This window comes from Kutzneria sp. CA-103260 (assembly GCF_018263855.1).
Lineage (GTDB): Bacteria > Actinomycetota > Actinomycetes > Mycobacteriales > Pseudonocardiaceae > Kutzneria.
This window is the reverse complement of the sequence record NZ_CP073318.1, coordinates 1,755,393-1,781,450: the sequence shown is the minus strand read 5'-3', so window position 1 is coordinate 1,781,450 and position 26,058 is coordinate 1,755,393. Positions and strand designations below refer to the sequence as shown.

Annotated in this window: 24 protein-coding genes; 7 read left to right on the top strand and 17 right to left on the bottom strand. The window is 70.5% G+C overall.

Annotated elements, in window-relative coordinates; all coding sequences use genetic code 11:
- Positions 1-65 precede the first annotated feature (65 nt).
- The 6 genes from JJ691_RS07875 to JJ691_RS07850 are packed head-to-tail and all read right to left on the bottom strand — an operon-like array spanning position 66 to position 6,147.
- On the bottom strand, positions 66-839 hold the full coding sequence (locus JJ691_RS07875; RefSeq protein ID WP_211768124.1) for a cyclase family protein: 774 nt from the start codon (positions 837-839) through the stop codon (positions 66-68).
- Positions 840-871: 32 nt separating this feature from the next.
- Positions 872-1,561, bottom strand: a complete 690-nt coding sequence (locus JJ691_RS07870; protein ID WP_211768123.1) for an SDR family oxidoreductase — start codon at positions 1,559-1,561, stop codon at positions 872-874.
- The gene (locus tag JJ691_RS07865) at positions 1,558-3,228 is read right to left on the bottom strand and encodes an AMP-binding protein (protein WP_211768122.1); all 1,671 of its coding nucleotides are present in this window, start codon (positions 3,226-3,228) and stop codon (positions 1,558-1,560) included. Before JJ691_RS07865 ends, JJ691_RS07870 begins: the two co-directional genes overlap by 4 nt.
- A complete protein-coding gene (locus JJ691_RS07860) occupies positions 3,215-4,159 on the bottom strand; it encodes an aromatase/cyclase (RefSeq protein ID WP_211768121.1) in 945 nt (314 codons plus the stop codon). Before JJ691_RS07860 ends, JJ691_RS07865 begins: the two co-directional genes overlap by 14 nt.
- A 10-nt stretch (positions 4,160-4,169) precedes the next feature.
- The gene (locus JJ691_RS07855) at positions 4,170-4,949 is read right to left on the bottom strand and encodes an SDR family NAD(P)-dependent oxidoreductase (protein WP_211768120.1); all 780 of its coding nucleotides are present in this window, start codon (positions 4,947-4,949) and stop codon (positions 4,170-4,172) included.
- The gene (locus tag JJ691_RS07850) at positions 4,942-6,147 is read right to left on the bottom strand and encodes an FAD-dependent monooxygenase (RefSeq protein WP_211768119.1); all 1,206 of its coding nucleotides are present in this window, start codon (positions 6,145-6,147) and stop codon (positions 4,942-4,944) included. The genes JJ691_RS07855 and JJ691_RS07850 overlap by 8 nt, the downstream gene beginning before the upstream one ends.
- Before the next feature lie 133 nt (positions 6,148-6,280).
- On the opposite strand from JJ691_RS07850, the gene JJ691_RS07845 reads away from it, so the two are divergent.
- A complete protein-coding gene (locus tag JJ691_RS07845; RefSeq protein WP_249228201.1) occupies positions 6,281-6,688 on the top strand; it encodes a nuclear transport factor 2 family protein in 408 nt (135 codons plus the stop codon).
- A 16-nt stretch (positions 6,689-6,704) separates the two neighbouring features.
- The gene (locus JJ691_RS07840) at positions 6,705-7,124 is read left to right on the top strand and encodes a nuclear transport factor 2 family protein (RefSeq protein WP_211768117.1); all 420 of its coding nucleotides are present in this window, start codon (positions 6,705-6,707) and stop codon (positions 7,122-7,124) included.
- A 206-nt stretch (positions 7,125-7,330) separates the two neighbouring features.
- On the opposite strand, the gene JJ691_RS07835 is transcribed toward JJ691_RS07840, so the two are convergent.
- The 9 genes from JJ691_RS07835 to JJ691_RS07795 form a co-directional block, all read right to left on the bottom strand.
- Positions 7,331-7,588, bottom strand: coding sequence for an acyl carrier protein (locus JJ691_RS07835; protein ID WP_211768116.1), 258 nt, complete (start codon positions 7,586-7,588; stop codon positions 7,331-7,333).
- Between the two features lie 17 nt (positions 7,589-7,605).
- Entirely contained in the window at positions 7,606-8,802 is a 1,197-nt protein-coding gene (locus JJ691_RS07830) for a ketosynthase chain-length factor (protein WP_211768115.1), read from the bottom strand.
- The gene (locus JJ691_RS07825; protein WP_211772286.1) at positions 8,799-10,067 is read right to left on the bottom strand and encodes a beta-ketoacyl-[acyl-carrier-protein] synthase family protein; all 1,269 of its coding nucleotides are present in this window, start codon (positions 10,065-10,067) and stop codon (positions 8,799-8,801) included. Before JJ691_RS07825 ends, JJ691_RS07830 begins: the two co-directional genes overlap by 4 nt.
- 37 nt (positions 10,068-10,104) lie before the next feature.
- The gene (locus JJ691_RS07820; protein WP_211768114.1) at positions 10,105-12,108 is read right to left on the bottom strand and encodes an AfsR/SARP family transcriptional regulator; all 2,004 of its coding nucleotides are present in this window, start codon (positions 12,106-12,108) and stop codon (positions 10,105-10,107) included.
- A 472-nt stretch (positions 12,109-12,580) separates the two neighbouring features.
- Complete coding sequence (locus JJ691_RS07815) at positions 12,581-13,315, bottom strand: SDR family NAD(P)-dependent oxidoreductase (RefSeq protein WP_211768113.1); 735 nt, start codon at positions 13,313-13,315, stop codon at positions 12,581-12,583.
- On the bottom strand, positions 13,315-14,838 hold the full coding sequence (locus JJ691_RS07810; RefSeq protein ID WP_211768112.1) for an FAD-dependent monooxygenase: 1,524 nt from the start codon (positions 14,836-14,838) through the stop codon (positions 13,315-13,317). Before JJ691_RS07810 ends, JJ691_RS07815 begins: the two co-directional genes overlap by 1 nt.
- Complete coding sequence (locus tag JJ691_RS07805; protein WP_211768111.1) at positions 14,835-15,827, bottom strand: methyltransferase; 993 nt, start codon at positions 15,825-15,827, stop codon at positions 14,835-14,837. The genes JJ691_RS07810 and JJ691_RS07805 overlap by 4 nt, the downstream gene beginning before the upstream one ends.
- Positions 15,828-16,020: 193 nt before the next feature.
- A complete protein-coding gene (locus tag JJ691_RS07800) occupies positions 16,021-16,650 on the bottom strand; it encodes an FMN-dependent NADH-azoreductase (RefSeq protein WP_211768110.1) in 630 nt (209 codons plus the stop codon).
- A gap of 13 nt (positions 16,651-16,663) precedes the next feature.
- Positions 16,664-18,046: an MDR family MFS transporter gene (locus JJ691_RS07795; protein WP_211768109.1), complete on the bottom strand. Its 1,383-nt coding sequence runs from the start codon at positions 18,044-18,046 to the stop codon at positions 16,664-16,666.
- 80 nt (positions 18,047-18,126) lie between these two features.
- On the opposite strand from JJ691_RS07795, the gene JJ691_RS07790 reads away from it, so the two are divergent.
- Together JJ691_RS07790 and JJ691_RS07785 are read left to right on the top strand one after the other, a co-directional pair.
- The gene (locus JJ691_RS07790) at positions 18,127-18,747 is read left to right on the top strand and encodes a TetR/AcrR family transcriptional regulator (protein ID WP_211768108.1); all 621 of its coding nucleotides are present in this window, start codon (positions 18,127-18,129) and stop codon (positions 18,745-18,747) included.
- A 63-nt stretch (positions 18,748-18,810) separates the two neighbouring features.
- Positions 18,811-20,280, top strand: coding sequence for an FAD-dependent monooxygenase (locus JJ691_RS07785; protein ID WP_211768107.1), 1,470 nt, complete (start codon positions 18,811-18,813; stop codon positions 20,278-20,280).
- On the opposite strand, the gene JJ691_RS07780 is transcribed toward JJ691_RS07785, so the two are convergent.
- Complete coding sequence (locus JJ691_RS07780) at positions 20,265-21,098, bottom strand: chitosanase (protein WP_211768106.1); 834 nt, start codon at positions 21,096-21,098, stop codon at positions 20,265-20,267. The genes JJ691_RS07785 and JJ691_RS07780 overlap by 16 nt on opposite strands.
- A gap of 171 nt (positions 21,099-21,269) precedes the next feature.
- Between JJ691_RS07780 and JJ691_RS07775 the strand changes: the two genes are divergently transcribed.
- From JJ691_RS07775 to JJ691_RS07765, 3 genes are read left to right on the top strand one after another with little or no spacing between them, the layout of a single operon-like run.
- Positions 21,270-22,709, top strand: a complete 1,440-nt coding sequence (locus JJ691_RS07775; protein WP_211771343.1) for an FAD-dependent oxidoreductase — start codon at positions 21,270-21,272, stop codon at positions 22,707-22,709.
- The gene (locus JJ691_RS07770; protein WP_211768105.1) at positions 22,706-23,707 is read left to right on the top strand and encodes a hypothetical protein; all 1,002 of its coding nucleotides are present in this window, start codon (positions 22,706-22,708) and stop codon (positions 23,705-23,707) included. The genes JJ691_RS07775 and JJ691_RS07770 overlap by 4 nt, the downstream gene beginning before the upstream one ends.
- 14 nt (positions 23,708-23,721) lie before the next feature.
- Entirely contained in the window at positions 23,722-24,321 is a 600-nt protein-coding gene (locus JJ691_RS07765) for a TetR/AcrR family transcriptional regulator (RefSeq protein WP_211768104.1), read from the top strand.
- A gap of 7 nt (positions 24,322-24,328) precedes the next feature.
- On the opposite strand, the gene JJ691_RS07760 is transcribed toward JJ691_RS07765, so the two are convergent.
- Entirely contained in the window at positions 24,329-26,053 is a 1,725-nt protein-coding gene (locus JJ691_RS07760) for a CocE/NonD family hydrolase (RefSeq protein WP_249227762.1), read from the bottom strand.
- Between the last annotated feature and the right edge of the window lie 5 nt (positions 26,054-26,058).

Genomic DNA, 26,058 nt, shown 5'->3' with positions numbered 1-26,058 from the left:
GCGTAACACGCACTGTTGCCTAGGACGGCAGATAGTAGTCCGGTCGGCAGGCCACCGTCACCGCTTCAGTCCAGCACGGCCACCGCACGGGCCCAGCCGGCGCCGGCACCGACGATCTTCACCGGGAAGCACGACAGGGTGAAGCCGTGGGCCCTCGGCAGGGCGTCGAGGTTGGCCAGCCGCTCGATCTGGCAGAACTCGCGCTCACGGCCGGCGAAGTGGGCCGGCCACAGCACGCCGGGATCACCGGTCTTCTGGTACTGCTCGATGATGTACGTGAACGGCGCGTCGAGGCTGAACGCGTCGGTGCCGATGACCCGGACACCCTGGTCCAGCAGCAGGTCCACACCGGAGCGGTCCAGGCCGACGAACTCGGTGAAGTACTTGGACGTGCCGACCAGGCGGGCCGCGCCGGTGTTGAGCAGCACGATGTCCAGCGGCGAGAGCGTGTAGCCGACCTCGTCCAGCTTGGCCCGCAACAGGTCCGCCCCGACCACGCCGACCGGGGCGTCGGTCAGGTCGAGCACCACGGCCGGCCGGTAGAACCAGTCCACCGGCAGCTGCTCGACGGTCTTGGGCGCCTCGCCGTAGGTGGTGATGGAGCCGTAGTGCGCCGGCGCGTCGACGTGGGTGCCGGTGTGCGTGGTCAGCGAGAGCGTGTCGTTGGTCAGGAACTCCGCGCCCGGCAACACGTTCGGATCGAAGTCCATGCCGAAGTGCTCGCGCATCTCCGACGCGAGGTGCCGGGCGCCGTCCGCCGCCGACATGGTGGTGATCGACAGCGGTTCCGGCTCCCAGAACGACGCGTCGACCGGCGACGACAGGTCGATGAGCTGCACTTGTCCTCCCTCAGGCGCGATAACAATTGTGGTCATGCGAGCAGGCCGAGCCCGCCGTCGGCGGTGAGCACCTGGCCGTGGATCCAGGCCGCCTCGTCCGCGCACAGCAGCCACACGGCGTCGGCGACGTCGGACGGCACGGTCAGCCGCCCGGCGGGCGTGCGGGCGGCGAGGATCCGCATCGGCTCGGGATTCACTGTGTCCGGCCCCTTGTCCACCTTGCCGGTGGACACGGCGTTGACGGCGATTCCCTTGCCCGCCAGCTGAACCGCGGCGTAGCGGACCAGGCTCTCCAGGGCGGCCTTGGCCACGCCGAGCGACAGGTAGCCGGGCACCACCCGGTTCGCGCCGTTGCTGGACACCGCGACAACACGACCGCCGTCGGGCATCAACGACGGCAGCACGTCGAGCACGTCCACCAGCGGTGTCAGCGAGGCCGACACGTCGTCGGCCGGCGACTTGCTCCAGCGAGCCGCGTTGTGCACGAACACGTCCAGCCGGCCAGCGGTTTCCTGGGCCTTGGCAAGGAGTTCGCGGCCCCCGCCGGGTGCGAAGACGTCGCCCTTGAGCAGTTCACAGTCCAATTCGGACTGGACGCGCGCGGCGGCCTCGTCGTCGTGGGCGTAGTTGACGAACACCTGGCAGTCGGTGGCCGCCAGCTTGCGCGCGACGGCCAGCCCGATGCCCTTGGTGCCGCCGGTGACGACGGCGACCCGCTTCATGCGCCGGCGACCGGCGTGTAGAGGTCGGCCTCCACGTCGACCAGGTCCCGCATCGCCTTGGCGTGGGCCTGGAACTCCGGGTTCTGCATCACGTTGCGGTGCGCCTCGGCGTCGGTCCACTGCCCGATGTTGACGTACACGTTGGGCGTGCGCAGCGAGCGGACGATCTGGAAGCCGACAAAACCGGGCTGCTGCTTCATGAACTCGGCGTGCTCGCGGAAGAACTTCTCGAACTCCTCGACCTCGCCCTTGACGGTGAACTTGCTGATGAACGTGACCACGTCGGCCGTCCTCCTCTGCAGCAACCTCGCCCTGAGGTCGCGTCGTGAGATCTTTCCGTTGGCGGAGCGGGGAATGCCGGGCACGATGGCGACGTGCTCCAGCTGCTTGAAGTACGGCACCCGGGCGTTGACGTGCTCGGTGAACTCGGCCGGCCCGCCGACCCAGCCCGGCTTGGGCACCACGAAGGCGTTGGCCACCGCGCCGGACAGCTCGTCCGGGTAGTCCACGACCACGCACTCGGCGACCGCCGGGTGGGTCTCCAGCACCCGCTCGATCTCGGTCGGCGAGACCAGCCAGTTGTCGTGCTTGAAGACGTCCTTGATCCGGTCGACCAGGAACAGGTAGCCGTCCTCGTCCAGGTGGCCGACGTCGCCGGTGGACAGCCAGCCGTCCTCGGTCACCTCGTCGAGATCGGCGTCCAGGTAGCCCTTCATCAGCTGCGGGCCGCGGACCTGGACCTCGCCCTTCTCCCCCGCCGGCTGCACCTCGCGGGTGTCGAGGTGCACGATCCGGCAGGACGTCCCGGCCACCGGCGGGCCGACCGAGCCGATCTTCGGCGCGCTCGGGCCGTCGCTGTGGGTCAGCGGCGAGGTCTCGGCCAGGCCGTAGCCCTGGATCACCGGGATGCCGAAGTGCTCGCCCAGCACGGTGGCCGACCGGGGCGGTAGCGCGGAGCCGCCGGAGGCGATCACCCGCACCGTCTCCAGTCGAAGGTCCGGCAGTCGCGGGTCGGCGGCCAGCCGGCCCAGCTTCACCGGCAGGCTGTAGTAGTGCGTGGCCCGGTGCTCGTTGGCCAGGGCGATCGGCGCGGCCAGGTCCGGGTCGGCGCACAGGATCTGGGTGGCGCCGGCGAACATCGCCGAGTTGAGGTGCATCAGGTGGTAGGTCGGCAGGTGGTTCACTGTCACCGAATCCGGGCCCAGCTCGTGCGCCCGGGCGATCTGCTCGGCGTTGGTCACCAGGTTGCCGTGGGTCAGCCGCACGCCCTTGGCCGCGCCGGTGGTGCCGCTGGTGAACTGGAGGCAGGCCACCTCGCCGGGAGTCGCGCGCAGCGGCTCGGTCGAGGACGGCAGCGGCTCGTCGAAGCGGAACACCAGCTTCGCCTTGGACGTGCTCAGGATGTGTTGCACGTCGTCGTCGCGCAGCAAAGGGTTGATCGGCAGGGCGATGTTGCCACTGCGGATCACGCCGTAGTAGGCGACGGCGAAGTCCACGCTCAGCACCGAAGTCAGCGCGACGACCTCGCCGCTGTGCTCCGACAGGGCGGCGGCGAAGCGGGTGATCTCCTCGTCCAGCTCAGCGAAGGTCACCGTCCGCTCGGCGTGAATGGCCACGCGGTCGGGGAAGGCCTCCGCGGCCTTCCGGACCAGGTCATCGACCAGCACGCAGGGCCTCCGCATACTCCTTGGCGTGGCGCAGGGTGGTCGTGCTATTGGTGCCCAACGCCTTGCGCACGAACGCCTTCGCGTCCGCCACGGTCTTGCCCTCGCCGAGGATGGCGACCACGGCGTCCGGCTTGATCACGACGGTGTGGGTGGAGGTGGCCCGCACCCCGCCGCCGTGCTCGGACAGCGTCCACCGTCCGGTGTGGACGGTCATCAGCGCCGGCACCTTGAGCTGCTTGTAGACGATGGTGGAGTCGGGCACGCAGACCCGCACCGACTTGGTGGTGTGGGTGGAGCCGTCCGCGGTCTTGGTGTCCATCTCCATCACCTGGAGCCCCGGGGTCTCCTCCACCAGGTCCAGCCGGGACACGTGCGGCAGCCGGTCCGGCCACTTGTCGGACTCGTTGAGGAAGGCGAACACGTCGGCCCGGTCGCCGTCGATGTCGACCACGTCGTGGAAGGTGATCGACAGCTCTTCGGTGGCGGCCAGGTTCTCGGCGATCGTCTTGAGATTGGCCAGCTCGTGGTCGCTGTTGCGGTCCACGGCCTTGGTCACCCACTCGACGTTCTCCGGGGTGTCGCCGACGGCCGAGAAGTCGTGCTCCAGCACGACGAGCGTGCCGCCGTTGTCGGTCGGCGACAGCACCCAGGCCCCGCCCATGGCCGCCACCGGCGCCTGCGAGACCTCCTGGCGGAAGGAGATCCGGTGGTTGGCGGCGTCCAGCTCACGGCGCGAGGTCCAGGTCTTGACCTCGTCGTTCGCCGTGGCCCACAAGCGGATGCGCTCATTGGTGTCGGTGCGCTCGACGTGCTCGGCGTGCACGGTCGGCCCGAACAGCTGCGGCCAGCGGGTGACGTCGGCGAGCAGCGCGTAGACCCGCTCGATCGGCGCGTCGACGGTGATCCGGTGCTCCGCGTGATGGGTGGTCACTCGCGTCTCCTCAGTAGTTGCCCAGGCCGCCGCAGACGTTGAGCGCCTGCGCGGTGATGGACGAGGCCGTGTCGGTGAGCAGGTAGCCGACCAGGCCGGCGACCTCTTCGGGGGTGGAGTAGCGGCCGAGCGGGATCTTGGCGTTGAACTTCTCCAGCACCGCCTCCTCGCTGGTCTCCCAGAACTTGGCGTAGCGCTCGCGAACCCCCTGGGCCATCGGGGTTTCCACGTAGCCGGGGCACACGGCGTTGACCGTGATGCCGGTCTTGGCCAGCTCCAGGCCCAGCGCCTTGGTGAAGCCGACGACGCCGTGCTTGGCCGCCGAGTACGGCGCGCCGAGCACCACACCCTGCTTGCCGCCGGTGGAGGCGATGTTGACGATCCGGCCGCGCTGCTTGCCCTCCATGCCGCCGGTGGTCAGCACCGCCTTGGTGACCAGGAAGACGCTGTGCAGGTTGGTGGCGATGACGTCGTACCAGAGGTCGTCGGGGATCTTCGCGGTCGCGCCGCCGCCGCCCCGGCCGGCGTTGTTGACCAGGATGTCGACCGGACCGAAACGGTCCACCGCGGCCTGCACGAAGTCGGTGACCTGACCGGGTTCCCGCACGTCGCAGCTGGCCCCGTCGACGTCGAAACCCTCGTCCTGCAACTGCTTGACGGTCTCGGCGACCCGTTCGGCGTCGCGGGCGCAGAAGAACACCCGGTCGCCGCCGGCGGCGATGGCGCGGGTCACGGCCAGGCCGATCCCGCTGGTGGCGCCGGTCACCACGGCGACGCGCTTGTCAGCCACGGACATCTCTTCCCTCCAATTGGAACAGGTCGGTGCGCACGCGGGGCGGCTCGGCCCCGAACGCGATGGTGCGCAGCACCTTCTGGTAGACGGGGGTCTTCGGCAGCACCTTGGCCACCAGGGGGCGCAGCGTGTCGATCACGCGGCCGTGCGACAGCATTCCCTTGCTCTGCCGGCCCTGCAACGAGAACACCGCCTCCACCGCCTTGCGCCGGCGGCGCTCGAACCGGGCCAGGTCGCCGTCCAGCAGCGCCGGGTGCAGTTCGACGGCGTCGGCCAGCGCGAGGTTGATGCCCTGCGCGCCGATCGGGCTGTGGGTGTGCGCGGCGTCGCCGATCAGCACCAGGCCGTCGCGCCGCCACGCGGTGGCCCGGCCGGAGAACACGTCCAGCAGGGTCAGGTCGCCCAGACTCGTGACCTGCTCGGCGATCTCGCCGGCGTACTGCGGCAATGCCTGACGCAGCTGGGACTTCACCGACTCGATTCCGGCCGCCGCCAGTTCACGGTAGCGGCCGTGCGGGACGAGCCAGCCGATCTGGATCCGGTCCGGGTAGGAGTCGTGGATCAGCGCGATCTGCCCGTCGTTGCGGTGGATGCGCACGGTCCCGGTGCGACGTCCGGGCAGGTTCAGCTTGAACCAGGCGATGTCGTGCTGGAACGAGTCGACCCGCTCGTAGCCGATGCCGGCCAGCTGACGGGTCTTGGAGTAGCGGCCGTCCGCGGCCACGGTCCAGGCCGCCCGCACCTCGCGCTCGTTCTCGCCGGTGCCGCAACGGATTCCGGTCACCCGCCCGTCCGACTCCAGCAGCCCGTTGGCCGAGCAGCCGTCGAGCTGGCGGAACCCCGGCTCCCGTTGGCAGGCCGCGTGCAGCGCCTCCAGCACGTGCCGCTGCGGCACGCTGAACAGGTGGTTGTGCGGGCCGGGCAACGCCGAGTAGTCGATGTCCAGCAGCACACGGTCCCGCTCGGCCAGCTGGAAGCTGCGCAGCGGGTAGCCCTCCACCTCGGCCAGCACGCCCAGGCTGTCCAGTGTGGCCAGCGCGCTGGGCTGGAGGATCTCGCCGCGGTACTCGCGCTCGAACGACCGCATCCGCTCCGCGACCACCACCCGCCGGCCGGACCTGGCCAACAGCAGCGCGAGCGTCAGGCCGGCGGGCCCGCCGCCGACGACGCACACGTCGGCCTCGACAACCTCCACGACCGCCTCCGTTCCCCGGTGTCGGGTCCACCCTGGCGGTCGCGGATGTTGATCCGCTGAACTCCCGGTCATAGCGCGGCCTCAGGGCCCTTTCAGATGTCCTGGAGGGCCGCTGCCGACCCTGGTCGACGTGATGTCAACCATCTACGAGCAGGTGCGCCGCTTCTACTCCCGGCAGATGCAGCTCATCGACTCCGGCCGGGTCGAGGACTGGGTGGAGACGTTCACCGAGGACGCGGTGATCGCCAACAACGCCAATCCCGCGCCCGCCCAGGGCCGAGAGGTGATCACCAAGGTCGCGCACCGGATCGTCGCCGACGCCCACGACCAGGGGCTGGTGCACCGGCACTGGCTGGACATGCTGACCGTGGACCAGCACGACGGCGACAGCCTTCAGACCTCGTTCTACGCGCTGGTCGTGGAGACCGCCAAGGGCGGGACGCCGGGGCTGTTCCGCAGCACCCGGGGCCGGGACGTGTTGGTGCGGCACGGATCCGGCTGGCAGGTACGCGAGCGCTACGTCACCCATGACGGCAGCTGAGGGAAGGACCAGGACCATGAACACCGTCTCCACCGAGCTGTACCAGGAGATCCAGCACTTCTACGCGCGCCAGATGCAGCAGCTGGACGCCGGCCTGGCCGACGAGTGGGCCGCCACCTTCACCGAGGACGGCGTGTTCGAGGCCAACGCGCACCCGGAGCCCTCGATCGGCCGCTCGGTGATCAGCGCCGCCGTCAAGCAGGCGCACGGCCGGCTGGCCGAGATGCAGGAGACCCGCCGGCACTGGCTGGGCATGCTGACCATCGACCGCGGCGAGGACGGCACCCTGTTCGTCCGCAGCTACGCGCTGATCGTGGGCACCAAGAAGGGCGGCGAGCCCAAGATCGTGTTCAGCACGCTGTGCGAGGACACCCTGGTCCGCCACGAGGACAGCTGGCAGGTCAAGTACCGCAAGGTCACCCGCGACGACCTCTGACCCACCTGCACCACCCGCATCACCCACACCACCCGCCGCGCACGATGCCACATGTGCGCCACAGTCGCGCCCCTGCCCCACATGTGGACCACATGTGGGGCAGGGGCGCGTTGGTGTTGAGGCGTGTGGTGTGGGTGGTGCAGGTGGGATGAATGCGGAACGGCCCCACCATCCGCAGCGGATGGTGGGGCCGTTGGCGTTGCCGGTCAGCCGACGCGGGTGAGCTCGCCGTTGACCAGGGTCAGGAACTCGCGCGGCGTCCTGGCCTCGACCACGGCGTCGTCGACCAGGGTGACCGAGTAGCGGCGCTGGGTCTGGCCGGCGGCCTCCAGCATGGCCAGCGAGTCGTAGCCGAGGTCCTCGAAGGAGACGTCCAGGACGTCGCCGTCGAGGTCGGCCACATCGGAGTCGCCGGCGCACTCGCGGATGATCGCGACCAGTTCGGCAAGGGTCATCTGGGACATGTGGGTCTCCTCCTGGATCAGCCGGCCCGCAGCACGACGGCGGAGTTGTAGCCCCCGTAGCCTCGTGCCACAACCAGCGCGGTGCGGATCTTCTTGCTGCGCGGCCGGCCCACGACCAGATCGAGGTCGATGCCCGGGGCCGGCCTGGCGACGTTCGGGGTGGGCGGGACGACGCCGTCCCGGATGGACAGCAGCGCCGCGACCACGTCGAGCGAGGCGCCGCCGGAGTACAGCCGGCCGATGCCGGCCTTGGGCGCGGTGACCGGCACCGAGCCGAAGACCTCGGTGATCGCGGTCGCCTCGGCCAGGTCCAGTTCGGGCACGCCGGCCGCGTCGGCGAACACCACGTCCACGTCGGCCGCGTCCGTGCCGGCGTCGGCCAGGGCGTTCTCGATGGCCCGGCGCAGCGTGCCCGGCCGGCCGGAGCCGGGCGGCGGGTCGAAGGTCGAGGCGTGCCCGGCGATCGTGCCGTAGCTGCGCGCCCCGGGCCGCAGTTCGTTCTCCACGACCAGAATCGCGCCGCCCTCGCCCGGCACGAAGCCGGCGGCGTCGGTGTCGAACGGCAGGTAGGCGCGGGCCGGGTCGTCCCGGTAGCTGAGCCGGTCGCTGGCAATCTGCGCCACCCAGCCCCACGGGCACAGTCCACTGTCGACACCGCCGGCCAGCATCAGCTCGGCGCCGTCACGCAGCCGTCGGCGGGCCATGGCCAGCACGTCCAGGCCGCCGGACTGCTCGGTGACGACCACGCCGCCGGGCCCGCGCAGCCCCTGCCGGATGGAGATCTGCCCGGTGTTGACCGCGTAGAACCAGGCGAACGACTGGTAGGCGCTGACGTGGTCGCTTCCCTTGCTCCACAACGCTTCCAGCTCGCGGTGGCCGAACTCGAAACCGCCGGCCGAGCTGGCCGTCACCACACCGGCGGCGAAGTCGGGCAGCTCGTCGGGCTTCACGCCGGCGTCGGCCAGCGCCCAGTCCGAGGCCACCAGGGCCATCCGGGTCATGTGGTCGGTCTGCGGCAGCATCCGGCTGGACAGGTGCTCGCGGGCGTCGAAGCCGTCGACCTCGCCGGCCAGCACGGCCGGATAGCCCGCGGTGTCGAAGCGGGTCACCTTGCCGATGCCGCAGGCGCCGGCCAGGGTGGCCGACCAGTACTGCCCGACGCCCATGCCGGTGGGCGCGAGCAGGCCGATTCCGGTGATGTGCGGTGCGCTCATGCCGACCTCCGGTCCAGGACCATCGCGCTCTGGAAACCGCCGAACCCGCTGCCCACGGTGAGCACCACGTCGGCCCGCTTCTCCCGGGCCACCAAGGGGATGTAGTCCAGGTCGCACTCGGGGTCGGGCTCGTGCAGGTTGGCCGTGGGCGGCAGCACGTCGTGCTCCATGGCCAGCAGGCAGGCGGCGATCTCGACCGAGCCGATCGCGCCGAGCGAGTGGCCGATCATCGACTTGATGGAGCTCATCGGCGTGCGGTAGGCGTGCTCGCCGAGGCTGATCTTGACCGCGGCCGTCTCGTGCCGGTCGTTCTGCTTGGTGCCCGAGCCGTGCGCGTTGACGTAGTCGACCTCGGTCGGCTCGATCCGCCCCTGGGCCAGCGCGACCCGGATCGCCTCGGCCATCTCCCGGCCGTCGGGCCGCAGGCCGGTCATGTGGAAGGCGTTGCAGCGGGTGGCGAAGCCGGAGATCTCCGCGTAGATCCGGGCGCCCCGGCGGCGGGCGTGCTCGCGCTCCTCCAGCACGAACACCGCGGCCGCCTCGGCCAGCACGAAACCGTTGCGGCTGCGGTCGAACGGCCGGGACGCGGTGTGCGGCTCGTCGTTGCGGTTGGTGGTCGCCTTGATGGCGTCGAAGCAGGCCAACGTGATCGGCGAGATCGGCGCGTCGGTGGCCCCGGCGATCACCACGTCCGCGCCGCCCTCGGCGATCACGTCGCGGCCGTGGCCGACGGCGTCCAGACCGGAGGTGCAGCCGGTGGAGATCAGCGCCACCGGGCCCTCCGCGCCCATGTCCCAGGCCACCTCCGAGGAGATGGAGCTGGGCACGTAGTAGTCGAACAGCTGCGGCACCGCGTAGTCGTTGTCCACGTGCCACTTGCGGCCGCTGTCGCTGACCACCGAGTACTCCTGCTCCAGCCCGGTGGTGCAGCCGACCGCGCTGCCGATGGCGACGCCGGTGCGCGCCGGGTCGACGGCCAGGCCGCTGTCGGCGACCGCCTCCCGGGCCGCCACCACGGCGAACTGCGCCGCGCGGTCCATGCGCCGGGCCTGCCTGGCGGTCAGGCCCTGCGCGACCGGGTCGAAGTCGCACTCGGCGGCGACCTGCGAGCGGAACGGCGACGGGTCGAAGAACGTGATCCGGCGGGTCGCGGTGCGCCCGTTGGAGATCAGGTCCCAGAACGCGGCGCGGCCCGTCCCGCCCGGGGCCACGACGCCGATTCCCGTGACGACGACGCGCCTAGCGGGCCGTGCAGAGTTGTCCACAACACCCTCCCGAAGGGCCCGCCGGCGAGAAAGGGGGCTACCCGGTGAGGGTGCGGCCGGCGGGGCCGTGGTCGACGACAGCGTCCTCACTGTCGAGTACCAAACTCGCAGACGACAGTGGTGACGTGCTGAAACCGCTCTGAAGAACCGATGCCGGCAGCTCGTGGTTGTCCGTGAGCTCGCGCACATGCGCGGTCACCCGGAACCTGGTGGTGGCCCCCACGGACAGGTCGACCACCTCTTCCACGAGGTAGGCGTCGGCCAGCGTCTCCAGCAGGTCTTCAGCGGTGGCAACGGAAATCCCCAGCAGCACGGCCAACTCGGCCGCGCTGACCGTGTCCACCTCGCGGCCGGCGGCCGCCCACAGCGCGGCCCGCGCCAGCTCGGGCAGGCTCCGGGAGTTGCCCAGCAGCGTCTCGCGCAGGCCGGCGCCGCCGGAAATCCGCAGCAGTGCGGTGGGATCGGCGACGATGCGGTGGCGCATCTGGGCCAGCGTCCAGCTTCGGCGGTAGGCCAGCCGAGCTCCGACGGCGCCGATCAGCTGGGGCAGGCCACCGCACATCCGCACCAGCGCCGCCGCCTGCTCGATCTCGGCGTGCACGCGTTGCTCGCCGACGACGCCGGCCAGCATCCTGATTCCGTCCTCAATGGACAGTGACGGCAGCTCCATGGCGAAGGTGACGCCGGGACTGTGCAGCCGACGCCGGCTGGTGACCAGCATGGCGCTGCCGGGCCCGCTGGGGCGGATGCTGTCGAGCTGGTCGACGGACATCACGTCATCGACCACGACCAGCAGCCGCTGTTCGGCGCTCCAGGCCCGGAACGCGTAACCGAGTCCGGTGAAGAACGCCGGCATCGGCACGCCGGCCGCGCGCATCGCCTCCGCGAGCACGTCGCCCAGGTCGGCCTCGCCGTTGTTGACCGGCCGCAGGTCCACGAAGATCTGACCGTCCGGATAGGACTTGCGCACCTGGTGGGCCACGGTGACCGCGAGCGCGGTCTTGCCCACCCCGGGCGGCCCGGCCACCTCCACCATGCGCAGCCCCGGCCGATCGCCGGCGTCGGCCGAGCCCAGCAGCTCGGCGAGCGTCTCGACCTCGGCCTGACGGCCGACGAAATGGAACGACGCCGGCGGCACCTGGGCCACCGGGCTCCGCTGTGCCGGCAGCGGCAGCACAGTGATCGGCATCATGGCCGGTTCCAGCTCGTCGGCCTCAGCGGCCGGCTCCGGCGCCAGTCCGGTGCGGACCGGCGCCGTGGCGGGTAACAGCAGTGACGGGGCGTCGGTGAGCACCGCCTGGTGCAGGTCGCTGAGCGCGGCCGAGGGCACGAGCCCCAGCTGGGCGACGAACTCGGCGCGCAGCTTCTGGTACGTCTCCAGCGCCTCGACCCGCCGGCCGCAGCGGTACAGGGCGGTCATCAGCTTGGCCGAGAAGCCCTCGTGCGTGGGCTGGGCCTTGACCACGCCGGCGAGCTCATCGACGACCCGGCGGTGCCGGCCGAGCGCCAGGTCAGCCTCGAACCTCAGCTCCAGCGCGCTCTTGCGACTCTCCTCCAGGTGCGCCGCCCGCGCCGACAACAGCGGTCCAGTGGTCACTCCGCCGAATGCCGGCCCCCGCCACTGCCCCAGCGCGTCCCGCAGCAGCTGCGCCGCCTCCTCGGTGCGCCCGTGATCCAGCGCGCGCCGCCCCCGTTCCAGCAGCACCTCGAAGGTGCGCACGTCGACCTCACAGTCCCGCCCCAGCCGGAACTCGTACCCCTGGGCGCGGGTCAGCACCGCCACGCCGCCGACGTCCTGCTGACCGCGGGCCAGCAGCTTGCGCAGCTGGTAGACGTAGGTCTGCACCGTCGTGGACGGGCTGCCGGGCGGGTTGTGCTCCCACAGCTCCTCCACGATCTGGTCGAGGTGCGCGACCGTGTCGGCGTTCAGCGCGAGCAGCGCCAGTATCGTGCGCAGTTTCGGAGCCGACGGCGTGACCGACCTGTCCGCCATCCGCACTTCGAGCGATCCGAGCAGACCGACGAACACCGAGTCCCCCATTCCTCCATTTGCCCCAAGGGCAGTGACTACATCCGAATGCACTCGTCCCGCGCGCCGATGACCGAGACGAATTGATGTTGTTCGGCGACCAGCACCGCCCGTCGAGCCCCCCTCGGCCCGCCAATCACGAATCCATTAACTTGTCCCCAGACCCCAGTCGGCCAACCACACCCGACCATAGCAGCACAAACGCGGTTCACCATCGTACAAACGTACGGAAACGCAGCGTCCAGCATGCGTTACCGTACGTGCCCGGATTCCTGGCCCCACCCGGCTATTGAAACCACACCAATCAGACACGAGCAGCGGCGATCGGTGTGAGATACATCGAATGCCATCCGTACACGTAACGAAAATTAACGAACAAAAGCGGACACCGCCCCAGTGTTTACGCAGGACGGTGTCACCTGACACTTAACCCGTCAAGTCCAAAGGGGCACGATCAGCCGAACAAAGGTGCCAGAAAACCGTTTCAGCGGCCACCGGCAACAGTGAGTACCTGACCGGTCACATTTCCGTTAGCGCCCGATCCGAGCCAGATGACGGCCTCGGCCACCTCGTCCGGTGTGCTCAGCCGCCCGGTCGGTGTGCGCGCGCACTCGCCGGCCACCGCCTCCGGCGGCAGGCCCGCCGTGCCGGCGACCATGCCCGGGCAGACCACGTTGACCAGCACCCCGTCCCGGCCGACGTCCCAGCTCAGCGAGCTGGCGAACCCGTGCAGGCCGGCCTTGGCCGCCCCGTAGACCTCCCGGCCCGGCTTGCCGCCGTCCACCACCCGCGAGGACACCAGCACGATCCGGCCCCAACCCCGCTGTCTCATCGTCGGCAGCGCCAGCTGGACCGTGCGCAGCGTCCCGGTGAGGTTGTCGTCGAGGAAGCCGGCGTAGGCGTCGACCGGCAACGACTCGAACGGCGCAGCTGGCCCGCGCCGGGCGCCGGGCTTGACCGCGCTGGTCACCAGCACATCCACGCCGCCGCAGCGGTCGGCCACCTCCGCAAAAGCGGCTTCCGGCTCTTCCAGGAGGTACCGGACGGCGAAGCTGCCGCCCCCCAGTTCCTCGGCCAACTGCTTGGCCCCGTCAACGTTGCCGCGATAGGCCACGGCGACCTGTGCGCCCTCCCGCGCGTAGGAACGGGCGGCACTGCCGCCGATCCCGCCGCTCGCCCCAGTGATCAACGCGATCTTGCCGGCCAGTCCGTAGTCCATCACAGCCCCAGTTCCGGTAGGACGACAGCGCCGCTGCCGGTCGCCGACACATAGCCGTCCGGGCGCACCAGCACCCAACTCCCCGGCCCCGCCCCGAAATCGGCGTGCAGCCGGCCGTCGGTGTCCGGCAACGGGTTCACCGCGGTCGATGGCGACCGCAGCACGGACCGCACCGACAGCCACGCCCCCTGTTCCTTGTCCAGCAACCGGGTGGCGTCGTCGGACGGCGAGAACACCAGCAGGGTCCAGCGCGGATCCCGGGCCTCCTCGACCAGCGCCGCCCAGCCTGGGCTGCGCGCGCCGTCGGCATCCACCTTCAGCAACCGCTCGCCGTCACCGGAAGTCGTGAGCGGACTGTCGACATAGGACAGTCCGAGCGCCGACATGCCGCCCATGATCTTGCGCTCGATCTTGTTTCGCAGCGGTTTCACCGTGCGCAGGACGGTGATGCCGATCAGCACGCCGATGCTCTTCAGCGTCACCAGCCCGGTAGCCGTCTTGGTCGAGCCGAGCAGCTTGCGACCCACCGGCACCCGCTCGGCCGAGTAACTGTCCACAAGGGACGTTCCGGCGTGGCCCCGCACGACCATGGCCAGCTTCCAGGCCAGATTGTAGCCGTCCTGGATGCCGGTGTTCAGGCCCTGGCCCGAAGCCGGGCTGTGCACGTGCGCGGCGTCGCCGGCCACGAAGCACCGGCCCTTGCGCATGGCCGGGATCATCCGCTGCTGGATGGTGAACACCGAGACCCAGCTGGGCCGGTGCACGGTGAGGGCCTGGCCGACGCCGACCCGGATCTTGTCCTGGAACCGGCGGCCCACCGCGTCGTCGTCGCCGTCGTAGCTGGCGTCGGCGGTGTCCAGCAGCCGCCACTTTCCCTTGTCCGGGAACGGAACCAGCATCACGGTCCCGGTCGGGGTGCGCACCCAGTGGATGCTGTTCTGCGGCAGGTCGGTGTCCACCTGCGCGTCGGCGATCAGCCAGGTCTCCGAGGAGTCGCCGATCAGCGGCAGCCCCAGCTGCTTGCGCACGGTGCTGTGCCCGCCGTCGGTGCCGACCAGCCACGGCACGGTGATCTCCTCGGCGCGGCCGTCGGCGTGCCGCAGCACCGCCCGCACCTGGTCGCCCTCGTCAGTGAACGTCTCCAGCCGGGTTTCCCACTCGACCTCGACGCCGTGCCGGGCCACGGCGGTGCGCAGCACCTCCTCGGCGATCACCTGGTCGATCATCAGCGTGAACGGGAACCGGGTCGGCAGCCGCGAGTAGTCCGCGTCCATGCGAGCCTCGCTGCGGCCGCTGTGCAGGGTGAAATGGGTGACCTGCCGGCCCCTCGGCAACAGGTCGGCCAGCACGCCCATCTGGTCGTAGACCTCAAGCGAGCGGGGGTGGGTGGCCAGCGCGCGACTGGTCACGGCCGGCCCCTTGGCCGCGTCGACCAGGCGCACCCGCACACCCCGGCGACTCAGCTCGTGGGCCACCACCAGACCGACCGGGCCCGCGCCGACCAGCAGCACATCGGTGGTCATCGGGTGGCCACCAGCACGGTGTCGTTGCCCTCGGACAGCTTGGTCGCGGACTGGAACGTGAAGCCGGCCTTCTCCACCATCGCCCGCCCCTCGGCCACGGTGTACTCGCCGCCGCCCTCGGTGATCAGCGCGACGTTGATGCTGCCGATCAGGCTGCGCAGGTCCGGCGCCTGCTCGTCGAGCATCTGGTCGTACACCACGACCGCGCCGCCGGGCCGGATCGCCGCGTAGGCCTGTTCGAGCAGCTGCTGGTTCGCGGCGGCGTCCCAGTCGTGCAGCACGTGACCGAAGACGATCACGTCGGTCGCCGGCATCGGGTCGGCGAAGAAGTCGCCCGCGTGGAAGTCGACCTTGCCGGTCACGCCCAGCTCGGCCATCAGCTCGTGGAACAGCGGCTCGATGCCGGGCAGCTCCATGACCCCGCCCTGCAGGTGCGGGTGGGCCTGGACGAGGCGCGCCGCCACGTTGCCGCGGGCGCCGCCCACGTCGACGAAGCTCCGGTACTGCGACCAGTCCACGACCTTGGCCAGCTGCGGGGCGACGACCGCGTTGTTGGCGTCCATGTGCACCAGGAAGTTCTTGGCGGCGACCGGGTTCTCGTAGAGCTTGTCGAACGCGGTGTGGCCGGTCGGCTTGCCGTCACGCAGCGCCTCGGCCAGCCGGCCCCACATCGCGTAATGCCGCTGGCTGGCCGTCTTGATCCGGGCGCCCAGGAAGACCGGGCCGCCCGGCACCAGCACCTCGGCCGCGGCCGGCGAGTTGCGGTAGTGCCGGTCGTCGCGCTCCAGCAGCCCGAGCGCGACCAGCGCGTTGAGGAAGTCACGCAGCAGCCTGGGGTGCAGATCCAGCCGGTCACGGATCTCGGCGGCCGTGGCCGGCCCCTCGGCCAGCAGCTCGAACAGGCCGACCTCGACCGCGCCGTGCAGGATCTTCGACTGCGCGTACGCCGTGTTCAGGCGGACGATCGCAGCCGTGTCGGTGTTGCCCATCTGGCGCCCCTTGCCCTCGTTGCGGTTTACCGGATCGAGGGTGCGGATCGGCGCTCAAAGACACCTGATGGACCTCTGAAGACACGGCTGGGTTCCCGCCCGACGGGGGCCGGGCGGGAACCCAGGGAAGCGCCCCGGTGAGGGGTGGGGACGCTTCGGAAATAGGACTTATCTCCCCCAAAGGGATGGAACCTCAGAAGAGGGACTTGATGGTGGCCAGCGCCTTGTCGTAGCTCTCCTCGGCCAGCGGCACGAACTGGGCCAGCTTGGGCATGACCTTGGCCAGCGTCATCTCGGCGTGGATGAACCGGATGTCGTCCAGGCCGACCTGGCCCAGCGCCGCCTTCAGCCACGGCTCCTGGAAGTCGAAGCCGGCCCGCGGGGTGCCCGGTGCGTAGGAGCCGCCGCGCGAGGTGATGATCGTGACGTCCTTGTCGACCAGCTTGCCCTGGCGGGTCTCGGTGTCGAAGGTGCGGCCGGGCAGCACGATCCGGTCCACCCACGCCTTGAGGCTGGCCGAGACCATGAAGTTGTACATCGGCGCGCCGATGACGTAGGTGTCGGCGGCCTCCAGTTCCTCGATCAGGGTGTCGGTGATCGCGAAGCTGTCCTCCAGGTGCTCGGGCCGCTGGCCGGCGGGCAGCGTGGAGGTAGCCAGGTCGGGCATGTCCGGGTACGGCACGGGGTTCACCGCGAGGTCGCGGTAGGTCACGGTGCCGTCGGGATGGGCCGCGGTCCACGCGTCGGCGAAGGCACGCGTCAGCTCGCGGCTGACCGACCCCTCCTGCCGGGAGGAGGTGTCGATGTGCAGAAGGTGTGCCACGGGTGTTGTCTCCTTACGAGGTTTTGCGCGGAAGCAGTAACGCGGGCACCAGGGCGAACAGGGCGATCACCAAGGCGCACAGGAAGGTCTGGCTGAACGCCACGGGGGCGGGGTTGCCGGCGAGCAGGCTGTGCAGGATCACCGCGAGCACCGCGGTGGCCAGTGAGCCGCCGACTCGCTGGCAGATGGTCAGCAGGGTGGCCGCGCGGGGCACGCTTTCCTTGCCCACCACCAGATACGCGGCGGCCATGGTCGGCATCATGGTGGCGCCGAGGCCGAGGCCGCGCACCACCAGAGCGCCGATGAGCACCACGTCGTCGGGGTGCGCGCTCAGCATCGTGAACGGGATCGTGCCGGCGACGATGGCCAGCACGCCGATCGCGACCACCGCCCGGACGCCGAAGCGATCGGTGAGCCGGCCGGTGAACGGCGAGACCAGGGCCACGCCGACACCTTGCGGCAACAGCAGCAAGCCGGCCTGCAACGCGGTCTGCCCCTGGCCCAGCTGGTAGTACAGCGGGATCAGGAACATCGCGCCGAACAGGCCCGCGCCCAACAGGAACGTGCCGACGGCCGAGACGGAGAAGCCGCGAGTGCCGAACAGCCTCAGGTCCAGCAGCGGCTTGTGCTTGGTGGTCAGCACGTGCCGGCAGAACAGGCCGGTCAGCACCAGGCCGCCGGCCAGCCAGGCCAGCCCGAGCGGGTCGCCGCCGTCGCCGACCACGATCAGCCCGTAGACGACGGCGGCCAGGCCCGGCGAGAGCAGGATCATGCTCACCCAGTCCAGCCGCTCCCCCGCCTTGGGCTCGCCGGCCGGCAGCCGCAGCGCCGCCAGGGCCAGCGCGACAATGCCGATCGGCACGTTGATGTAGAAGATCCACTGCCAGCCGAGCGTGTCGATCAGGAAGCCGGCCAGCACCGGGCCGAACACCGGCGACAGCATGACCGGCAGCGTGACCACGCTCATCAGCCGGCCGATCAGCGCCGGGCCGGCCGCGCGGGCCAGGATCGTCTGCAGCACCGGCATGAGCAGACCGCCGCCCAGGCCCTGCAACGCGCGGAAGGCGATCAGCTCGCCGATGTTGGTCGCCAGGCCGCACAGCGCCGAGCCGACCAGGAACAGGGTCAGCGCCCCCATCCAGACCCGCTTGGCGCCCCAGCGGTCCACCGCCCAGCCGGACAGCGGGATCACCACGGCCAGCGCGAGCAGGTAGCTGGTGCTGACCCACTGGACCGCGGGCAGCGAGGCGTGCAGCTGCTCGGACAGCGTGTCCACGCCGACGTTGACCACGGTGGTGTCCAGGGAGGACATCAGCGCGCCGAGCACCACGACGCCGGCCAGCTTGAGCAGGGCCGGATCGAGACGCCGCGGCGCGGTGGTCGGTGTGCTGACCATACCCACTCCATGGACTAGACGGTCTAGTCCAATAACTATAGACTAGTGAGTCCAAACTGAACAAGGGGACACTGGTGCACATGTCAGTCGAGACCTTGCCCGCCAAGCGGCAGTCCGTCGTGCGGGCGGCCGCCCAGGTGTTCGTCCGCGAGGGATACGTGGGCGCGAGCGTGGACGTGATCGCGACCGAGGCGGGCGTGTCCAAGCAGACGATCTACAACTACTACCGGGACAAGGAGAACCTGTTCCTCTCGGTGATCGACGCCATGCTGCAACCGGTCGCCGAGCGGTTCCTGGCCGTGCTGGACGAGATCCTGCTGGACGAGGCCGACCTGGCGGCCGGGCTGGTGCGGCTGGGCCGGGCCTGGACGGCGCTGCTGGCCCAGGAGGACCTGGCCGCGCTGCGACGGCTGATCGTCGGCGAGGCCACCCGCTACCCCCAACTGCTGGCCGCGTGGCAGAACGCCGGCCCCGGGCAGGCCCAGCCCAAGCTGACCGCGCACCTGACCCGGCTGTCCGGCCGCGGTGTGCTGACCGTGCCCGACCCCGAGCGGGCCGCCAACCAGCTCACCTCCCTGCTGATCGGCGAGGTGCAGACGATGTCGCTGTTCGGCGCGGTCGACGTGCCGGCCAGCCGGGTCGACGACATCGTCACCAGCGGGGTCCAGGTGTTCCTCAGGGCCTACAGCGCCGCTGACTGACCACTGAAAGCCCAGGTCGCCCGCCTTTGACGGGAATCCGGTCGCTGGACGACGGTTAGAGGCATGCGCACAGTCGTCGTGGTGGGGGCCGGTCCCGTCGGCCTGATGCTGGCCTGTGAACTGGGCCTGGCCGGGGTGCGGCCGATCGTGCTGGAACGCCTTTCCCGGCCCACCGGCCAGTCCCGGGCCCTCGGCCTGCACTCACGCACCGTCGAGGTGCTCGACCAGCGGGGCCTGCTCGACCGGTTCAGCGAGGGCGCGCCGGTGTGGCCCAAGGGGCACTTCGCCGGCATGCGGCTGCTGGAGCTCGACCAGCTCGACGGCCGGCACACCTACGCCCTGATGGTCCCGCAGTCACGGACCGAGGCGCTGCTGGAGGAACGGGCCGTCGAGCTCGGCGCCGATCTCCGCCGTGGGCACGAGTTGCTCGGCCTCGCCCAGGACGCCGACGGCGTGCGGCTCACCGTCGGCGGCCCGGCCGGCGAGTACGAGCTGGCCGCCGACTACATCGTCGGCTGCGACGGCGGCAGCAGCCGGGTCCGCAAGCTCGCCGGCATCGGCTTCCCCGGCAACTCCTCCACCCTCAACGCCGTGCTCGGCGACGTGCAGCTGGACCAGACGCCCACCGGCCCGCACCTCAGCCGCTGCTCCGGCGGCGTCTTCGGCACCGTGCCGCTGGGCGGCGACCGGTACCGCATCGTCGCCGCCGAGTTCGTGCCGCCGACCGCGCACCGGGACGACCCCGTGACGCTCCAGGAGCTGATCGACACCACCCGCCGGGTCACCGGCCTGGACATCGAAGTCGGCGAGACGTACTGGTTGTCCCGCTTCGGCAACGCCACCCGGCAGGCCGAGAACTACCGCTCCGGCCGCGTTTTCCTGGCCGGCGACGCCGCGCACGTGCACTTCCCCGCCGGCGGGCAGGGGCTCAACACCGGTGTCCAGGACGCCGTGAACCTCGGCTGGAAGCTGGCCGCCGTCGCCCGCGGCGAGGCGTCCGAGGAGCTGCTGGACACCTACCACGCGGAACGGCACCCCGTGGCCAAGCGGGTCTGCCACAACACCCAGGCCCAGCTCGCCCTGATGAACCCCAGCCCCTCCGTCGATCCGCTGCGCGATCTGTTCGCCGAGCTGATGGCGTTCCGTGAGGTCAACAAGTTCCTCTCCGAGATGATCACCGGCCTGGACGTGCGCTACCCCATGCCCGGCGGAGGCGCCGAGCATCCGTTGCTGGGCACCCGGTTGCCGGACTGGCCGCTGCTGGTGGACGGCGAATCGCTTGGGGCCATGCGCCTGCTGCACGCCGGCCAGGGCTTCCTGCTCGACCTCACCGGTGGGCAGCGAACCCCCGAGCTCACCGCCGCTGCCGCCGGCCGGGTTCGCGTCGTCACCGCCACCGCCACCGAGCCCAACCGCCCCGAGGCGCTGCTGGTCCGACCCGACGGCTACGTCGCCTGGATCGACGGCGACCTGGAGACCGCGCTCCAGGCCTGGTTCGGGTCCGCCATGGTGACCACTCAGTTCAGGGTGTAGCTCGTGCCGGCAGCCGTCACCGTCAGCGGCCCGTCGAGGCGGTAGCCGCTGGCGGCGGCGATCCGGCGCAGGCACTCGACGCGGTCCACCGACTTGGCCCATTCCTGTTTGGTGGCACCGTTCGCGGGATTGCGCAGATCCTCGGCGCGGACGTCGAAGAACGCCCCCAACCACGCCTTTTCGCCGGCGGCCGAAGGATTTCCGACCCGGTCGCCGGCACGGCTGATCAACGCCGGCAGGCCGTCCTGGTCGCTGCCCGTGCCGTGCTGGATGGCCGCGTCGTACAGCTCGGCCCGCGCGAGCGGCGTCGTCAGCCCCAACCGGTCGGCCTCGGCCATGGCCGGCACGAAGTAGCGCTGATCCACCTGGCTGTCCTGGATCCGCCGGAACACCGGATCGGACGCCGACTGCTTCCAGGCCGCGATGTAGTCCCCCTCCGGCAACCCCGACGTGTCGTCGCTGCCGCTCCCCGCCAGCCGTTCCAGCTCCGGCACGAACCGCGCCAGGCCGTTGTCCGGGACCCGCTCCGTGTAGGCCTTGATCACGCGCAGCGCATCGCCGTCGTTGGTGGTGAATCCGGCGCGTCCGGCGGTGATCCCGCGTCCGTCATGGAGGTTCTCCGCGTAGTCGTACTGGACCACCGGTGTGCCGTTCTCGAAGATGCTGACCAGCTGATCGGCGCGGCGGCGCTGATCGACGGTGAGCCCGTCGCCGGCCGTCGCGGTGGCCTCGGCGGTCGTCGCACTCGTGGGCGTCGGCCTCTCCGGGCCGGCCGAGCACCCGGCGACGCCGACCGCGAGGGCGATGCCCACGATCATCCGACAGACCCTCATGAACCGCGGCCTCTCCTAGTGATCAACAAAGCCGCAGTGTAACCGTTTCGGGCGCTTCGCCGGCTTTCGGCACCCGTCGGCAGCATTGACATGCGTGTGACGTCATTCATACATTGAGTGCCTGTTTGTATGAATGACGTTGGGGAGTTGGTCCGGGTGAAGCTCGGCAAGACCGCCGTCGTCCTGGGCGGCAGCGCCGCCGGCCTCTGCGCCGCGGGGGCGCTGGCCCCGCACTTCGATCGGGTGCTCGTGCTCGAACGTGACGAACTGCCGGCGGCGGCCGAGCACCGGCGCGGCGTGCCGCAGAGCAAGCACCCGCACTTCCTGCTCAACTCCGGCCGGCGGGCGATCGCCGCGCTGTTCCCCGGCTTCGAGGACGACCTGATCGCCGCGGGCGGCCTGCACCTCATGCCGTCGATGGACGCCGCCTACCTCGACGGGGTGGGCTGGTCGGCGCGCAAGCGGAGCGCGATGACGATGATCTACGGCTCGCGGGTGCTCATCGAGCGGGTGCTGCGCGACAAAGTGCGGGCGCTGGCCAACGTGACCGTCCGCGAGGGTGTCACGGTGAGCGGCCTGCGGACACGAGACGGCGGGGTCACCGGGGTCGACCTCGGTGACGAGCACGTCGACGCCGACCTGGTGGTGGACGCGATGGGCCGCGGCTCGGCGGTCGGCGGCTGGCTGGTGGCGGCGGGATGGCCCGAGCCCGAGGTGCAGACCCTCGACGCCAAGGTCACGTACACCTCGCGCTGGTACGAACTGCCCACACCCCGACCGGCCTCCTGGTGGTGGCAGCACCTGGTGATCATGCCGACCCCGGACCGGGCCGGACACCCGCCCGAGCACGAGTTCCTGGTGAACTTCTTCCCGATCGAGGGCAACCGCGCCATCGCGTGCATGGGCTCGTGGGGGCTGGAGATGCCGCGCACCGCCGACACCTTCGTGGAGTCGGCGAACCGGGTGCGGACACCGTTGTTCGCGGCCGCGATGGCCCGCAGCACACCGACTTCCGAGGTGCACCTGACCCGGTCCACCGGCAACAAGTGGCGACGCTACGACCGCCTGCGCACGCCGCCGCGCGGCCTGGTGTTCGTCGGCGACTCGATCTGCGCGTTCAACCCGTTCTACGCCCAGGGCATCAGTTCCGCCGCCGGCTCGGCGCTGCTGCTGCGCGAGCACCTGGCCCGCACCGACCGGCTCGACCGTGGTTTCTGTGCACGTTTCCTTGCGGGGCAAAGCAAACTGCTCCGTGTGCCGTGGTCGCTGGCGATGGCCAGGGATCAGGGCTACGAGTGCGCGGTGGGCACCGAGAAGCCGCCCGAGTGGCGACGCCGTCTCGTCGCGGCGGTGTCCGGCCCGGCGTTCAGCTTCATCGTCGGCGCCGCCCGTGAGGACGACGTCGTGGACGAGCACTTCGCCAAGGTGTTCAACATGGACGAGTCGCTGGGCCAGATGCTGCGCAACCCCAGGGTGATCGCCGGGTTCTTACGCCACTACGTCCGCAAGGCGTTGGGGCGGCAGCGGGTTCCCTTCGACTTCGACGCGCAGGCCGAGCCGCCGGCCACCGACTACTCCTCGGCGACGGCACGATGAGCGCCGCGTGCGGATCGCAGGCCGAGGCCGTCACCCGCGGTCTCGGCTTCGACTGCCACGACGTGTCGCCGGTGGTGTCGGTCCGCTTTCCTTGGGAGCTGGCCAATTGGACGATGCCGGCGCTGGAGCTGCTCGTCATCGGCGGCGCCGTTCTCGCGCTGGTGCACGCGGTGCGCCGCCACCGCGCGGGCGATCCGACCAACCTGGCCCTGTGGTTCGCCTCGCTGGTCTACCTCTTCGTCACCGAGCCGCCGCTGTACTTCCCGGAGTGGTTCGGGCTCGACCACATCTACGGATTCATCTTCGCCCACAACCGTTTCACCGTGCAGTTCATGGACGACCGGCTGCCGCTCTACATCGTCGCCTTCTATCCGATGTTCACCCAGCTCGTCTACGAGGTCGTGCGCTCGCTCGGCATCTTCCGGCGTCGCGGCCCGCTGCTCGGCGCGGTCGCCGTCGCCTTCGTGTGCCAGGTGTTCTACGAGGTCTTCGACCAGATCGGGCCGCAATTGCGTTGGTGGGCTTGGAATCCCGCCAACGTCATCGTCAACCAGCCCGCGCTGGGCTCGGTGCCGATGACCAGCATGCTGCTGTTCGCGTCCGTCTCCATGGCCGCCATGACCTACCTGGTCGTGCGGCTGGCCGGCAACGGCTGGCTGGTGCTGCTGGCCGGCGTCCTGACCCCGTTGGCAATGGTGGTCGCCGGCCTCCCGTCCAGTCTGTTCCAGGGCAACACCACGGCACAGGCCTGGGTGCTCGGTGTCGAGCTGGCCCTGGTCTGGGTGGCCGGCGGCTGGATCGTCGTGTCCACCCCGAGGCCGGACGAGCCGGCGTCCGCCTTCGCCCGGTTCTATCCCGCCGTCTACTTGGGCGTGATGGCGGTGTTCTGGCTCAGCGCCGGCTCTCTTGTCGGCGGCGGCCTCTACGCGCTCGCCTGCTTCCTCGGCGGCGGTCTCGTGCTGTACCGGGTGCGGAGCAGGTCACCCGCGGCCGTCTGAGGGAAGATGGGCGCATGGGGTACCACGGATGGCAGGGCAACCCGCCCCGGACCGGGGACGAGGCCCGCCGCCGGATCGTCGAGGCGGCCACGGCGTGCATCGACCGGGTCGGGCTGGCCAAGACCAGCCTGTCCGACATCGCCGCCGAGGCCGGCGTCACCCGGCAGACCGTCTACCGCTACTTCCCCAAGCTGCCCGACATTCTCGCCGCCGTCGCCATCGCCGGCGTCGAGGCGTTCGCCGAACGGATGGAACGCCACCTGGCCAAGTTCGCCAGCCCGGCCGAGGTCGCCGTGGAGTCGGTGCTGTTCAGCCTCCACACTGTCCCCCGCGAGCCCTACCTGGGCCTGCTGCTGGAGGCGGGCGAGGCCGACGTCTTCACCGGCGCCGTCACCTCGCCCCAGTCCTTCGCCCTCGGCGCCCGCATCCTGCGCAACGTCCCGGTCGACTGGGCCGCCGCCGACGTGACCACCGACGACGACTTCCACGGCCTGGCTGAGATCCTGATGCGCCTGTTCCTGTCCTTCCTGCAGTACCCCTCGACGCCCGCGCCCACTGACGACCAGCTGCGCACGCTCGTCCGCCGCTGGCTCGGACCGACCCTGGGCCAGTAGCCGTTCGCTATTCGTTGGGCACCAACGGAAGCAGCACGTACGGCCGCCGTCCCGCGCTGGCGCGAAGGATTGTCGTGCCGTCGAAGGCGGGACGGTCGCGGTCGCCGGGCAGTTCGTGCCAGTAGGCGCCGCTGCCGCGGATCTCCCGGCCGTAGGCGATCACGGGTCGGCCGGGGAGATCGTGCTCGTAGTCCTGTCCCCGCACGGAAATCCCCAGGCGATAGCCGGCCGGCACGACGATCGACAGGGGCCAGATCTCCACGTCGGCCTCGTACGTCTCACTGGGCGTCAGCGGCGCGGCGGCGGTGTGCCGGTGCCACGGCCGGTACGGAAGCGAGCGCGAGGGGTCCAAAGTCCGTTGGGACAGGCGAAGCCAGCCCTGGCTGACCGGACCGTGCGGCTCGGACGCGGTGGCGAACAGAACCTCCGCGCCGGCCGGGTCGAACAGGTGCACGGTGACGCAGAGGTCGGCGTCGTCGGTGCTGGAGGCGGCAAACAGCTTGAGCGCGGCCGGGCCGGTGAACTCGGTCTCCTGGGAGAACGGGGGCGTGGTGAACATCGCGCCCTCGGAGCGGGCCGCGAACCCGATCTCCTGGTTCCCAGCGGGTGGTTCTGAGCCAAGGCCGCCGGTGGCGAGGTCCAGGTAGTACGGCGTCCACGCGGTGCGAGCCGGCGGCCACTCCTGTTCGTGGCGAAGGAAAAACGCGTCAGGCGTCCGGACCTTCAGCTGTACCGGCGGCTGCCGGTCCCAGCCGTTGTCCACGCCCTTGAGGAAGTGGTCGAAGAACCGGCGCTGCAACTCGACGCCGTAGTCGGTGTAGAACTCGGTCCAGTGCTCGAGGCCGTGCACCTCAAGCCACCTCTGCCCGCTGCCCACCCGGGAGTAGGCCTCGAAGTTGCCCCGCGAGTGCAGGCCCATGCCGCCCCAGTTCGCGCTGGACAGCACCGGCACGGTGATCTTCTCCAGCGCGGCCGAGCGGTCCCGGTAGTAGTCGTTGTCGAAAGGGTTGGCGCGCATGACATCCGCGAGGGCGATGGCGTTGTCGGCCAGCTCCTGCTCGGTCCGCACGGCCAGGCCCGACACGCGACGGCCGGTGTTCGGATTGGTCGGCGCCTCGGCCCGACCGTGCTGGATTCGGGTTACCTGGTAGGGCATCCAGCTCGGCAGGAACTCGGACGGGATGCCGCCGTGGTGGGTGTACTCGCGGAAGAAGTCCGACGCCCCTTCCCACGGGCAGATCGCCGCCAGGTGCGGCGGGGCCGCGGCGGCGACGAGCCACTGGTTGCTGGCCAGGTAGGAGATGCCGAGCATGCCGACCTTGCCGTTGCTCCACGGCTGCGTGCCGGCCCATTCGACGCTCTCGTAGAGGTCCTGGGTCTCCCGTGGCGAGAAGAAGTCGATCGCCCCCTCACTGCCGCCGGTCCCCCGCGTGTCGATACGCACGCACACGTACCCGTCCGGCACCCAGCGCTCGGGATCGGGGTATTCCCATACCTGGTAGGCATTGCTGGACTTCTCGGCCAGTTCCGGGTGGTCCCGCAGCAGCGCCTCGAACTGGTACGCGAAGCCCTCGGCGAAGGACAGCCCCTTGCCGTACGGGCCGGCGGCCAGCAGCACCGGGTGCTCGGCGTCGTCGTCCGGCCGGAAGATGTCGGCGGCCAGCGTGACGCCGTCGCTCATGGTGAGCCGGACGTCCCAGTCGATCCGCATGCCGTCGCGGACCTCGCTCAACGGTG